This window comes from Pseudacidovorax intermedius, assembly GCF_001476815.1.
GTDB lineage: Bacteria > Pseudomonadota > Gammaproteobacteria > Burkholderiales > Burkholderiaceae_C > Xenophilus > Xenophilus intermedius_A.
In genome coordinates, this window is sequence record NZ_LDSL01000109.1 from 15327 (window position 1) to 28353 (window position 13027).

General features: G+C 70.2%; 10 protein-coding genes. 1 reads left to right on the plus strand and 9 read right to left on the minus strand.

Annotated elements, in window-relative coordinates:
* Positions 1-38: 38 nt before the first annotated feature.
* The 9 genes from NS331_RS16875 to NS331_RS16915 form a co-directional block, all read right to left on the minus strand.
* Positions 39-950, minus strand: a complete 912-nt coding sequence (locus tag NS331_RS16875; RefSeq protein WP_058643125.1) for a fatty acid desaturase — start codon at positions 948-950, stop codon at positions 39-41.
* Between the two features lie 2 nt (positions 951-952).
* Positions 953-1783, minus strand: coding sequence for a phosphate/phosphite/phosphonate ABC transporter substrate-binding protein (locus NS331_RS16880; protein ID WP_058643126.1), 831 nt, complete (start codon positions 1781-1783; stop codon positions 953-955).
* A 10-nt stretch (positions 1784-1793) separates the two neighbouring features.
* Positions 1794-2810: an ornithine cyclodeaminase family protein gene (locus tag NS331_RS16885; protein ID WP_058643127.1), complete on the minus strand. Its 1017-nt coding sequence runs from the start codon at positions 2808-2810 to the stop codon at positions 1794-1796.
* A gap of 88 nt (positions 2811-2898) precedes the next feature.
* Positions 2899-4623, minus strand: coding sequence for a urocanate hydratase (gene hutU / locus NS331_RS16890; RefSeq protein WP_058643128.1), 1725 nt, complete (start codon positions 4621-4623; stop codon positions 2899-2901).
* 73 nt (positions 4624-4696) lie between these two features.
* Complete coding sequence (gene hutH, locus NS331_RS16895; RefSeq protein WP_058643129.1) at positions 4697-6244, minus strand: histidine ammonia-lyase; 1548 nt, start codon at positions 6242-6244, stop codon at positions 4697-4699.
* Positions 6245-6302: 58 nt separating this feature from the next.
* Complete coding sequence (gene hutC / locus NS331_RS16900) at positions 6303-7088, minus strand: histidine utilization transcriptional repressor HutC (RefSeq protein ID WP_058643130.1); 786 nt, start codon at positions 7086-7088, stop codon at positions 6303-6305.
* A gap of 818 nt (positions 7089-7906) precedes the next feature.
* Positions 7907-8710 carry an ABC transporter ATP-binding protein gene (locus tag NS331_RS16905; protein ID WP_058643131.1) on the minus strand — a complete coding sequence of 268 codons (804 nt, stop codon included), beginning with the start codon at positions 8708-8710 and terminating at the stop codon, positions 7907-7909.
* Positions 8707-9522 carry an ABC transporter permease gene (locus NS331_RS16910; protein ID WP_058643132.1) on the minus strand — a complete coding sequence of 272 codons (816 nt, stop codon included), beginning with the start codon at positions 9520-9522 and terminating at the stop codon, positions 8707-8709. Before NS331_RS16910 ends, NS331_RS16905 begins: the two co-directional genes overlap by 4 nt.
* Positions 9523-10488, minus strand: a complete 966-nt coding sequence (locus NS331_RS16915) for an ABC transporter substrate-binding protein (protein WP_058643133.1) — start codon at positions 10486-10488, stop codon at positions 9523-9525. It abuts the gene before it with no gap.
* 316 nt (positions 10489-10804) lie between these two features.
* Between NS331_RS16915 and recQ the strand changes: the two genes are divergently transcribed.
* On the plus strand, positions 10805-12898 hold the full coding sequence (gene recQ / locus NS331_RS16920; RefSeq protein WP_440589392.1) for a DNA helicase RecQ: 2094 nt from the start codon (positions 10805-10807) through the stop codon (positions 12896-12898).
* Positions 12899-13027: the final 129 nt, after the last annotated feature.

Sequence of the window (13027 nt, forward strand, 5' to 3'; positions counted from 1 at the left end):
GCAGGGCAAAGGCATGCAGGCGTGCGGCAGGCGCACGCTCACCAGCGCGGATGGCGCGGATCGAACACCGGCCTGAACATGAACAGGCGGGCGATCTGCAGGTAGCCGCGGTAGTAGAAGTTGCGGTTGGTGGCCAGCATCTCCGCGCGGTTGTCGCGCCAGCGGCGGGCGATGCGGTACCAGGGCAGCGTGGGCTGGCGGTGATGCACCAGGTGCAGGTTGTTGTAGAGGAAGAGCACGCCCATCAGGGTGTTGGACTCGACGATGGCCACGCGCTCCATCGGCCGCTCGCCCCAGCGGTGCTCGGTGAAGGTGCGCAGCATGCCCAGCGACATGCCCGGCCAGGCAAAGCACAGCAGGTACTTCCAGAGCGGCATGCCGCACACCGCCATCACCCACCACAGGATGACGGCCACGCCCACGGCATGCACGGCCCAGTGGGGCAGGTGGCTGTGGTCGCCGCTGCGCACGCGCAGCGTCTCCTTGCGCGCGAGCTTCCACAGCCGCACGAAGGGCCCGAACACCAGGCGGAACCACAGCGTCTGGTTGAGCATGACCAGGCGCTGCTGCCAGCGGCCGGCGGGCGGCCACGCGGCCTGCAGCTGGTAGTAGCTCTCGGTGTCGCGCTGCGGATGCGTCATGTAGAAGTTGACGTGGTGCGTGCTGTGGCTGCGGTTGTAGAGGGGATAGGGCATCCACAGCCCCAGCGGCGGCCACACGAAAGCGGTGCGCAGCGAGGCGGGCCAGTGGCGCATCGCATGGATGCTTTCGTGCTGGAGAGAGAAATGCCACTGCGTCACGTAGCCGCCGGCCAGGAAGAGCAGCACACCCGGAATGGCCGCATGCCACCAGGTCAGCGCCAGCCACGCGGCATACAGCACCAGGCCGAGCAGGACGGTCGGCAGCTCGTAGCGGTCCCAGAAAGGGGCGCGGGCGGCGGGTGTCGTCATGGTCAGAGCTCCTCGAAGGACGGAATGTCCGCGGCGGCCATGGCGGCGAGGGGCGCATAGTCGGCGGCCTGTGGCACGGCGAAGCCGGCCAGCCGCAGGCGGTGCCGCTCGCCGGCCAGCGCCGGCTCGGTGGCGACCTCGGCAAGCGCGGCGCGCAGCGCGGCCATGACGGAGCCGTCCAGGCCGGCCGTGGCCACGAGCGGGGGAATGGGGCGGGCCGCGGTCGTGGCCACGGTGCGCACCTGGGCGGCGAAGTGGGGGGCGTTCTGCACCAGCAGGTCGTGGTAGTAGCTGTCGAGCGGGCCCACGTCGATGGCGCCGCGCGCCAGGGCCTCGATCACCCCACGTGCATGAATCAGGCCACCCACGGCGCGGGCGTAGAGCCGTGCGCCACGGGCCGCACGCGCCGCCGCGAGATGGCAGCGCAGTGCCACGCCGCCCGACATCGAATCGGCCAGCGTGTAGCCCGCGGTGCCGCCGAAGGTGTCTGCCAGCGTCTGGAAGGGCGCGTCCGCCCGCACCACGATGTCGGTGAAGTAGACGGGCCGGCCGGCGTAGCGCGGCGGGGCGGGCACGGGCGCGGCCACGAGCTGCGGCCGGCCGGCACCGCCCGCGGCATCGCGCTGCGCGAAGGGCAGCCCGCACATCATGGCCAGGCCCAGGTCGTCCCGCGCCCACAGGGCGTTGAGCGGCGCGGGCGGCGGGTAGTCGACCACCGGCCAGTCCAGGCCGGCGCGGGCCAGCACCCAGGTCAGCAGCGACTTCCACGCGGCGGCCGTCTCCGGCGTCGCCGAATACATGCGCGCGTTGGCGACCGGGGCGGCGGCCGTCATGGGCGCATGCTCAGCGGTAGCGCAGGCGCTGGCCGATGCCCAGGCGCTGCGCCTTGTCCAGCATGGCCGAGCCCAGCGCGATGTCCGACAGCGACAGCCCGCGATGCCAGAAGAGGTTGGTCTCGTCATCGCGCTCGCGGCCCGGCTTGAGGCCGGCCACGATCTGCCCGAGCTCGGCATGCAGGTTGCCTTCGTGGAAGCGCCCGCTGTCCACGTGGGCGCGCAGGGCGCCGAAGGGGCCGGCCTTGGCTTGGCCCCAGTCGTCCATCACCATCTTGTCCATGATGTCCGTGAGCGACAGCTCGACGGCGCTGTTGGTGCCGTAGGGAATGACGCAGGCGCCCTTCTTGATCCATTCGGTCTTCAGCAGCGGCGCGGGCTTTTCCAGCCGCGAGGCCTCGACCACGATGTCGGCCCCGCGCACGGTGGACTCCCAATCCTCGGTCACGGTGATCTTCTTGCCCAGGTCCTGTTCCAGGCGGGCCGCGAAGGCGTCGCGGCTCTCGGGGCGGCGCGAATGCACGCGGATCTCGTCGAAGTCGAAGATGGCATCGAGCAGCCGCACGTTCCAGTACGAGGTGCCGCGCGCGCCGATGTGGCCCAGCACCTTCGAGTCCTTGCGCGCCAGGTGCTTGGCACCGATGGCGGTGACCGCGCCCGTGCGCATGTCGGTGATGTCGCTGGCATCGATGATGGCCAGCGGCACGCCGGTCTTCGGATCGAACAGGTTGAGGATCGCCAGCTCCGAGGGCAGGCCGCGCTCGTAGTTGCGATAGAAGTCGCCGACCGTCTTGACGCCGGCCACACCCTGGGCGCCCAGGGTGCGCACATAGCCGCGCAGCACGTTGAAGTGCCCCGGGTAGTCCTTTTCGGGCACCAGGTGCATGCGCGGCTCGATGGTGGCCTGGCCCAGGCCCTGGGCGCGCAGGCCTTGCTCGACCGCCGCCACGATCTCGGCATCGGTCATGGCCAGCGCCTGCACGTCGGGGTGGTTGAGATAAGTGAGATGGATCTCGGCGTCTGACATGGTGAATTCCTCATGGTAGAGCCGCACTCATGCGAATCGGCTCTGAGCTAATGCGGCGAACGGTTAAGAAGGAGGGCAGGTTCGTCGCTCAACGCACCATCGGCAGCGTCAGCCCGAACTTCTTCGCCGTGGCGATGGCCAGCTCGTAGCCGGCGTCCGCATGGCGCATCACGCCCGAGGCGCAGTCGTTGACCAGCACGCGCGCCAGGCGGCGCTCGGCGGCCTCGCTGCCGTCGCACACGATCACCATGCCGGCATGCTGCGAATAGCCCATGCCGACGCCGCCGCCGTGGTGCAGGCTGACCCAGGTGGCGCCGCCGGCGGTATTGAGCAGGGCGTTGAGCAGCGGCCAGTCGCTCACCGCGTCGGTGCCGTCCTTCATGCCCTCGGTCTCGCGGTTGGGGCTGGCGACCGAGCCGGTGTCCAGGTGGTCGCGGCCGATGACGACGGGCGCCTTGAGTTCGCCCTTCTTCACCATCTCGTTGAAGGCCAGGCCGGCGACGTGGCGCTCGCCCAGGCCCAGCCAGCAGATGCGCGCCGGCAGGCCCTGGAAGGCGATGCGCTCGCGCGCCATGTCCAGCCAGCGGTGGGTGTGCTTGTTCTCCGGGAACAACTCCTTGATCTTCGCGTCGGTCTTGTAGATGTCCTCCGGGTCACCCGACAGCGCCACCCAGCGGAAGGGGCCCTTGCCCTCGCAGAACAGCGGCCGGATGTAGGCGGGCACGAAGCCGGGGAAGTCGAAGGCGTTCTTCACGCCCTGGTCGAAGGCCACCTGGCGGATGTTGTTGCCGTAATCCACCGTCGGGATGCCCATGGCCTGGAAGTCCAGCATGGCCTGCACGTGCATGGCGCAGCCTTCGGCGGCCGCCTGCTTGAGCCGGGCATGCTGCGCCGGGTCCTGCGAGGCGGCGCGCCATTGCGGCACGCTCCAGCCCGCGGGCAGGTAGCCGTGGATGAGATCGTGGGCCGAGGTCTGGTCGGTGACCAGGTCGGGCTTCGGCCCGCCGGCCTTGGCGCGGCGCACCAGCTCGGGCAGCACCTCGGCCGCATTGCCGAGCAGCGCGATGGAGACGGCCTCCTTCTTCGCCGTGTGGTGCGCGATGAGGGCCAGGGCGTCGTCGATGTCCTTCGCCTGCTTGTCCACGTAGCGGGTGCGCAGGCGGAAGTCGATGCTGCTCTGCTGGCATTCGACGGTCAGCGAGCAGGCGCCGGCCAGCGTGGCCGCCAGTGGCTGCGCGCCACCCATGCCGCCCAGGCCGGCGGTCAGGATCCACCGCCCCGACAGGTCGTTGCCGTAATGCTGCCGCCCCGCCTCGACGAAGGTCTCGAAGGTGCCCTGCACGATGCCCTGGCTGCCGATGTAGATCCAGCTGCCGGCGGTCATCTGGCCGTACATGAACAGGCCCTTGCGGTCCAGCTCGTGGAAGTGCTCCCAGTTCCCCCACTTGGGCACCAGGTTGGAGTTGGCGATCAGCACCCGCGGCGCGTCCGCATGCGTCTTGAACACGCCCACCGGCTTGCCGGACTGCACCAGCAGCGTCTCGTCCTCGCCCAGCTTTTTCAGCGAATCGAGGATGGCGTCGAAGCATTCCCAGTTGCGCGCAGCGCGGCCGATGCCGCCGTAGACGACCAGGGCCTGGGGGTTTTCGGCCACCTCGGGGTCGAGGTTGTTCTGCAGCATGCGGAAGGGGGCTTCGATCAGCCAGTTCCTGCACGACAGATCGGTGCCGCGGGGCGCGCGGACGACGCGGCTGGGGTCGACGCGCGGGTCGGCAAGCGCGGCGAAGGTGGAAACGTTCTCGGGGGCGTTCATGGGGGGCTCCTTCGGAAAGAGGGACGGCGGGGCGGCGGATGAGGCTGGTGGCGATGAAGAACCAGGCCGGTGCTCAGGCGCCGTGGCTCGGCAGCAGGCCGATCAATGCGGCGGGCATCTCGGCGGCCATCGCCCACTGGCGCATGGCCTCGATGTCGGGTGCCAGGTAGCGGTCGCGCTCGACGAAGGCGACCTGGCGGCGGATGCGGGCGATCTCGGCTTCGACGGCGGCCGAGCTGCGCGGCGTGGTCTCAGTGCGCTTCAGTTCGATGCCCTGCGCGGCGGCCATCGCCTCGATGCCGATGACCACGGCGGTGTTGTTCACCATCTCACCCAGCCGGCGCGCCGCGAAGGTCGCCATGGACACATGGTCCTCCTGGTTGGCCGAGGTCGGCAGGCTGTCCACACTGGCGGGATGGGCGAGTGACTTGTTTTCCGAGGCCAGGGCCGCGGCCGTGACCTGCGCGATCATGAAACCGGAGTTGAGGCCGCCGTCGCGCACCAGGAAGGGCGGCAGGCCCGACAGGCCCGTGTCCAGCAGCAGCGCGATGCGGCGCTCGGCGATGGCCCCGACCTCGGCCACGGCCAGCGCGATGATGTCGGCCGCGAAGGCCACCGGCTCGGCGTGGAAGTTGCCGCCGGAGATGACCTCCCCGGTGTCGCTGAAGACCAGCGGGTTGTCCGAGGCCGCATTGGCCTCGGTCACCAGCACGCGGGCGGCGTGCGTCAGGTTGTCCAGGCAGGCGCCCATCACCTGCGGGATGCAGCGGATGGAGTACGGGTCCTGCACGCGGCCGCAGTCGGCATGGCTGGGGATGATGTCGCTGCCTTGCAGCAGCGTGCGCACGGCCGCGGCCACGGCGATCTGGCCCGGCTGGCCGCGCGCGGCGTGGATGCGCGCGTCGAAGGGCTTGATCGAGCCCTGGATGGCCTCCAGCGACAGCGCGCCCGACATCAGGGCGGAGGCGAAGACGTTCTCCGCGCCGAACAACCCTCCCAGCGCCAGCGCTGTCGAGACCTGGGTGCCGTTGAGCAGTGCCAGCCCTTCCTTGGGGCCGAGCACGAAAGGTTCGATGCCGATGCTGCGCATGGCCTCGGCGCCACCCACCACGCGCCCATCGGCGAGGCGTGCCTGCCCTTCGCCGATCAACACGCAGGCCAGGTGCGCCAGCGGCGCCAGGTCGCCCGAGGCGCCCACCGAGCCCTTGGCCGGGATCAGCGGCGTGACGCCCGCATTGAACAGGGCCAGCAGCGCATCGACCAGCGCCGGCCGCACGCCCGAATGCCCGCGCGCCAGGCTCACCGCCTTGGTGGCGATCACCAGCCGCACCACCTCGGCCGCCAGCGGCTCGCCCGTCCCCACGCTGTGCGACAGCACGAGATTGCGCTGCAACTCGGCCAGGTGGCCGTGGTCGATCTTGGTGCTGGCCAGCTTGCCGAAGCCGGTGTTGATGCCGTAGACCACGTCGTCGTGGTCCACGATGCGCTGCACGGCGGCCTGCGCGGCCTGCATGCCGACGCGCGTGCCGTCGTCCAAAGCGAGCGTCAGGCCGCCCTGGTGGATGCGCCGCAGGCTGGCCAGGTCGACGTGGCCGGGGTGGAGGGTCAGCGTGGTGGTCATGGCAGGTTGTCTATACAGGTTGTGACGTGCGAGAAGCGAAGCCGGTGCGCGGGGCCTTTCAGCCCCAGCCGGGATTGCCGTCGGCGCGGAAGCGGCTGCCCAGCCGGTAGCGCGAGGCCGGGTGCAGGCAGCGCACCATCGTGATGGGGATGCCGCGCGACCAGGTGCGGCGGGTGAGCAGCAGGCAGGGCTCGCCCAGGCCCATCGCCAGGCGTTCGGCCTGCTCGGGCGTGGGCAGCACGGCGTCGACCAGGTGCTCGATCTGGTCGAAGGGCACGTGGCGCACCAGGTACTCGCTGGGCGGCATGCGCGAGAAGTCCTGGTCGAGGAAGGCCGGCACCATGCGCGGGCTGACCCACCGGTCCTCCAGCTGCACCGGCGTGCCGTTCTCCAGGTGCAGGCAGAGGCAGTGGAACAGCGATTCGCCCAGGCGCACATCCAGCCAGGCCGCGATGTCCGCGGGCGCGGCGATGCGCTCGGCCGCCAGCAGCTCGAAGCCGTAGTCATGGCCGCGGCCGCGGATCTCGCTGGCGATGTTGGCGATCTGCAGCAGGGTGGACTGCGGCTTGGTCTCGGCCACGAAGCTGCCGACGCCGGCCACGCGCTTGACGCGGCCTTCGTCCACCAGCTCGCGCAGGGCGCGGTTGGCGGTCATGCGCGAGATGGCGAACTGGGCGACCAGTTCGTGCTCCGAGGGCAGCCGGTGGCCGGCGGGCCATTCGCCGCTCTGGATGCGGCGGACGATATGTTCCTTGACCTGCTCGTAGAGGGCAAGGGACGGGGTCGGGGCCGCGCTGCGTGGTGCGGCTTCGGCTTGGCGCTTGGTTCTGGAGGCTGTGGTCACGCGCGGCCTCCTGGGTTGCGTGCGGTCTGCGCTTTTGAATGCGCTTGCGGGGTGATCCGGGCGCATTGGGGCTTACGCGCCAGAGCGGCCGGCAGCCCGTGGGCGGCGGTGCTTCGGTGGCGCGGTCGGCGCTGCGCGCCGACTCCCCTCCGGTGCTCGCAAAACCGGCCCGCGGCATAACTCGCGACGTTCACTGCGTTCACTCTGCTCGGACAAATGCCGCGAGTCAGATCACGAAGCAGGCCTGTCCTTCGGCAGGCCTGCGGCCGGCTTCGCTGCGCTCCTCGGCGCGCCACAGGCGCACCACCGCCCACGGGCTGCCGGCCACTCTGGGTTGGGCCGACATGGTGTGCCGGGACCCAGGCCCAAGTCCAAGCCCAAGTGCAGATCGAGGTCGAAGGCAAAGCCCGCAGCGCCCCTACCCCGATACCGACGCGACGTGTCCAGCGCGCGGGGCCGGGGCCGGCTGGCGCGGGCGATTTGCGGGGTGGCGAGAAGCGCAGGCCGGGGCGAGGCACGCCTGCCGAAGGACAGGCGTGCTTCGTGAACTGACTCGTCGCAGTTGTCTGAGCGGAGCGCGTGAGCGCGCAGCGAGTTCTGCGACGCGAGCCCCGGCCGAGCATCGCAGCGGAGTCGGCGCAGCCGACCACCCCGCCATGAGCCCGCGCCGGCCGGCCCCGGCCCCGCGCGCCGCCCCGAACACCAACCCAGACGCCACACAGCCCAATCACGACAGGCGCGCAACGAAGTGGCAACAGCGCAGCCAAGCGCCGCGCGCCGCCCCGGACCTCACCCTGAACGCGCCCCGAAGCCATCGCTCAATGCTCCGCCGCCGCCATCGACTCCGCCCGGATCTCTTCCGTCAACCGCGCCTTGAGTTCCATGAACTCCGGCGTGGTCTTCAGCGTGTAGTGGCGCGGATGCGGCAGGTCCACCGCGATCTCGGTCTTGATGCGGCCCGGCCGGGCGCTGAACACGGCCACCCGGTTGGCCATGAAGATCGCCTCGTCGATGTCGTGCGTGACGAACAGCACCGTCTTGCGCTCGGCCTCCCAGATGCCCAGCAGCAGCTCCTGCATCAGCACCCGCGTCTGGTTGTCCAGCGCACCGAAGGGCTCGTCCATCAGCAGCATCTTCGGGTCGTTGGCCAGCGCACGCGCGATGGCCGTGCGCTGCTGCATGCCGCCCGACAGCTGCTTGGGATAGTGCCGCTCGAAGCCACGCAGCCCCACCTTGGCGATGAAGTAGGCCGCGCGCTCCTTCTGCTCGGCCTCGGCCATGCCGCGCTCGCGCAGGCCGAAACGGATGTTCTGCTCGATGTCCAGCCACGGAAAGAGGGTGTAGCTCTGGAACACCATGCCCCGGTCCGCGCCCGGCCCGGCCACCGGCTGGCCATCCAGCAGCACCTGGCCGCTGGTGGGAAAGTCCAGCCCTGCCACGATGCGCAGCAGCGTGGACTTGCCGCAGCCCGAGGGCCCGAGGATGGTGACGAAGTCGTTTTCGCGCACATCGAAGTCCACCGGCAGCAGCGCCTGCGTGGACTGCCCCCGCGCCCCGGTGAAGGTGCGCGAGACGCCGCGGATGGCCAGCTGCACGCCGGCTTCTTGCAGGTTGCCGCTCATAGCGAAGCCCAGGCGAACAGCCGACGGTTGACGGCCTTGAACAGGAAATCGGACACCAGCCCGATCAGGCCGATGACGATGATGCCGAAGATGATCTGCCCGGTGTTCAGCAGCGCCTGGCTGTCGGTGATCATGTGGCCGATGCCCGAGGACGAGCCGATGAGTTCGGCCACGATCACGTAGGTCCAGGCCCAGCCCAGAACCAGGCGCAGCGTCTCGGCGATGCCCGGTGCCGCGCCCGGGATGAGCACGCGCCGCACGATGCCGCCGCCGCCCGCGCCCAGCGTGTAGGCCGCCTCGACCAGGTCCTTGCGCGCGCTGCCCACCGTCACCGCCACCATCAGGATGATCTGGAACACCGAGCCGATGAAGATCACCAGCAGCTTCTGCGCCTCGCCGATGCCGGCCCACAGGATCAAGAGTGGGATGAAGGCCGAGGCCGGCAGGTAGCGGCAGAAGGAGACGAAGGGCTCCAGGAAGGCCTCGATGGGCTTGTACGCGCCCATCAGGATGCCCAGCGGCACCGCGATCACCGCCGCCAGCAGGAAGCCACCGAACACCCGCCACACCGTCATGCCGATGTCGCCGATGAAGCCGTATTCGGTGAACAGCAGCACCGCCTCCTTCACCATCGTGACCGGGCTGGCCAGGAAGGTGGGCGACACGTAGCCGCCCAGCGTGAAGAAGGCCCATACCGCCACGAAGAGCACGAAGAAGGCCACGCCCAGCAGCCAGCGTGTGCGCGGGCCGACGGGCTCGAGCGGGGTCATGACGGAACGGCGGGGCACGGACGCAGACTCACGCAGGGGCATTTACTTGATGAAGGACGCGTCGTAGGTGGCCTTGAGGTCCTCGGGCGCCTTGCGGATCACGCCGGCCTCCAGCAGGATCGGCACCGACTCCTTCATGAACTGCTCCAGCTCGCCGGAGAAGAACTTCTGGTTGGCGGCCTTGTCCTGCCAGCGCAGGTACTTGGACGAATTGGCGAAGGCCTCGCCGGTCTGCTTGACCGCCGAGCCCATGATCTCGTTGGCCTTGGCGGGCTCGGCCTTGATCATCTCCAGCGCCTCGAAGTACGACGCGGTGAGCGCCTGCGCCGCCTTGGCGTTGGCCTTGAGCCAGGTGGGCGCGCAGCCCACGGTGTCCATCACCATCGGATAGTCCAGCGTGGTCGCGAGGATCTTGCCGGACTGCGGCGCATTGCGCACCGTCGACAGGTAGGGCTCGTAGGTCATGGCAGCGTCGTTCTGGCCGGCCACGAAGGCCTGGGCGGCGGCCTGCGGCGCCAGCGTCACGGTCTTCACGTCCTTGAGCGTCATGCCGTTCTTGCTCAGCATCCACGCCAGGCCGAAGAAGGGCGCGGTGCCGGGCGCGTCGACGCCGATGGTCTTGCCCTTGAGGTCGGCGAAGGACTTGATGTCGTTGCGAACGGCGATGCCGTCGGCGCCGTAGGACTTGTCCATCTGGAAGATCTGCACGATGGGGACACCGTTGGCGTTCCAGGCCACGTGCGTTTCGACCGTGGTGGCGGCGCACTGGATGGCGCCGGAGGCCAGGGCCAGGTGGCGGTCCTTCTGCGGGATCATCTTGATCTCCACGTCCAGGCCGTTCTTCTTGAAGATGCCGGCCTTGTCGGCCAGCGTGAGCGGCGCGAAGCCGGTCCAGCCGGACATGCCGAGCGCGATCTTCGTCTCCTGCGCGGCGGCGGTGCCTGCGGCGCAGGCCAGGGCGGCGGCCGCGGCCACCAGCGATGCGATCTTGAAGACGGTCTTGGCCATGCGGCCCTCCTGTGGTGTGAATGGCGAAAGGACAACGGACATCGGTGCGGCGCGACCCGGACCACGGGCGGCGGCCAGACGCGGCATGTGGGCCGCGCCGGCCGCACTCACCAGGGCGGGCGCAGTCTCAGGCGGGCTGCCAAGCCTGTATATACAGGACAACCCGCAGCGGCGCCCCAGGATGGAAGGGGTCAAGGCCGACAGCGGGTCCGCTTCGGTGCATCGGACCGCGCCGCGCACCAGAATGCTGTCTATACAGGCGCAGGTCAGCGCCGACGCGACGAGGATTGCAGAAGGCGTGCCAGCTTCCGTGGACATGCCCGGCCCGGACCGGCCACGCGGCGCCGGCCTGAGACAATGCCGCCCTGGCGCGCGGGAGGCGCGCCCTGCGCATCCGCCGCCCCGGACGCGCGGCCGCTTCCATCCGCCCGCCCGTCCGGCTTTCAGCCCGTCGCCACCGCCCGCATCGACCGTGTCCTCTCCCCATCCCATCGACTCCGGCAGCACCGCGCCCCTGGCCATCCTGCGCGAGGTCTTCGGCTACGAGGCCTTCCGCGGCCCGCAGGCGGCCATCGTCGACCAGGTCACCGGCGGCGGCGATGCGCTGGTGCTCATGCCCACCGGCGGCGGCAAGTCGCTGTGCTACCAGATCCCGGCCATCGCCCGAGCGCGTGCCGGCCACGGCGTGAGCATCGTGGTCTCGCCGCTGATCGCGCTGATGCACGACCAGGTCGGCGCCCTGCACGAGGCCGGCGTCAGCGCGGCCTTCCTCAATTCCACGCTGGACTGGCAGGAGGCGCTGGACGTCGAGCGCCGCACCGCCCGCGCCGAGCTCACGCTGCTCTATGCCGCGCCCGAGCGCGTCAACACGCCGCGCTTCCTGGAACTGCTGGACGGCCTGGCCGCGCGCGGCAAGCTGGCCCTGTTCGCCATCGACGAGGCGCATTGCGTGAGCCAGTGGGGCCACGACTTCCGCCCCGAATACCGCGCCCTGGCCGTGCTGCACGAGCGCTACCCGGCCGTGCCGCGCATCGCGCTCACCGCCACGGCCGACGCGCTCACCCGCGCCGACATCGTCGAGCGGCTGCAGCTGCAGGACGCGCGCCAGTTCGTCAGCAGCTTCGACCGGCCCAACATCCGCTACGCCATCGTCGAGAAGAAGGACGCCAGCACCCAGTTGCTGCGCTTCATCGAGCGCGAGCACGAGGGCGAGGCGGGCGTCGTCTACTGCCAGTCGCGCAAGCGCGTGGAAGAGGTGGCGCAGATGCTGGCCGATGCCGGCGTCAACGCGCTGCCCTACCACGCCGGCCTGGACGCCGCCGTGCGCCAGCGCCACCAGGACCGCTTCCTGCGCGAGGAAGGCATCGTCATGGTGGCCACCATCGCCTTCGGCATGGGCATCGACAAGCCCGACGTGCGCTTCGTCGCCCACCTGGACCTGCCCAAGAACATCGAGGGCTACTACCAGGAGACCGGCCGCGGCGGCCGCGACGGCCTGCCCGCCGATGCCTGGATGGCCTACGGCCTGCAGGACGTGGTCAACCAGCGCCGCATGATCGACGAGAGCCCCGCGGCCGAGGAATTCAAGCAGGTGATGCGCGGCAAGCTCGACGCGCTGCTGGCCCTGGCCGAGGCCACTGACTGCCGCCGCGTGCGGCTGCTGGCCTACTTCGACGAGACCTACGGCATGCCGCCCGACGCGCCCCCGGGCGAGGAACGCGTGCCCCTCATGCACTGCGGCAGCTGCGACAACTGCCTGTCGCCGCCGGCGGTGTGGGACGGCACGGATGCCGCGCGCAAGCTGCTGTCCACCATCTATCGCGTGCAGCAGCAAAGCGGCATCGGCTTCGGTGCCGGCCACATCATGGACATCCTGCGCGGCAAGACCACCGACAAGGTCAAGCAGTTCTTCCATGAACGGGTGAGCACCTTCGGCATCGGCGCCGAGTACAGCGAGACGCAGCTGCGCGGCGTGCTGCGCCAGCTGATCGCCATCGGCGCGGTGGAGGTGGATGCCGAGAAGTTCAACACCCTGCGCCTGACCGACGGCTCGCGCGCCGTGCTGCGCGGCGAGGTGCCGGTGCGCCTGCGCGAGTCGGTGTCGCAGCCGGCCCAGCGCCGCAGCCGGCGCGAGCGCACGAGTGGTGCCAGCGCGGCGGCCCCGGCCGCGGCGGCGGCGCTCGACACCGCCGGCCAGGCCCGCTTCGCGGCCCTCAAGGCCTGGCGCGCCGAGGTGGCCAAGGCCCACAACCTGCCCGCTTACGTGATCTTTCACGATGCCACCCTGGCCGCCATCGCCGAGCGCGCGCCGGACTCGCTGGAGGCGCTGGAAGGCATCAGCGGCCTCGGAGCGAAGAAGCTGGAGGCCTACGGCGCAGAGGTCGTCCGGGTCATCGCCAGCGCCCGGTGAGAGCGCACGTCCAGCCCGGCGCATGATCTTGAGCCCCTCTCCCCTTGCGCGAGAGGGGTTGGGGAGAGGGGGTGCGCGCGCGGCAACGAGCTTGTGCCTTGCTGCCGCTGCGGCCCCCTCTCCCCAGCC

Bases quoted from the DNA above. Each gene is read 5' to 3' on its own strand.
- NS331_RS16910 (WP_058643132.1), bottom strand. From the start codon at position 9,522: ATGCCCCTGCGTGAGTCTGCGTCCGTGCCCCGCCGTTCCGTCATGACC.
- hutU (WP_058643128.1), bottom strand. From the start codon at position 4,623: ATGAACGCCCCCGAGAACGTTTCCACCTTCGCCGCGCTTGCCGACCCG.
- NS331_RS16875 (WP_058643125.1), bottom strand. From the start codon at position 950: ATGACGACACCCGCCGCCCGCGCCCCTTTCTGGGACCGCTACGAGCTG.
- hutH (WP_058643129.1), bottom strand. From the start codon at position 6,244: ATGACCACCACGCTGACCCTCCACCCCGGCCACGTCGACCTGGCCAGC.
- NS331_RS16885 (WP_058643127.1), bottom strand. From the start codon at position 2,810: ATGTCAGACGCCGAGATCCATCTCACTTATCTCAACCACCCCGACGTG.
- NS331_RS16915 (WP_058643133.1), bottom strand. From the start codon at position 10,488: ATGGCCAAGACCGTCTTCAAGATCGCATCGCTGGTGGCCGCGGCCGCC.
- recQ (WP_440589392.1), top strand. From the start codon at position 10,805: ATGCCCGGCCCGGACCGGCCACGCGGCGCCGGCCTGAGACAATGCCGC.
- NS331_RS16880 (WP_058643126.1), bottom strand. From the start codon at position 1,783: ATGACGGCCGCCGCCCCGGTCGCCAACGCGCGCATGTATTCGGCGACG.
- NS331_RS16905 (WP_058643131.1), bottom strand. From the start codon at position 8,710: ATGAGCGGCAACCTGCAAGAAGCCGGCGTGCAGCTGGCCATCCGCGGC.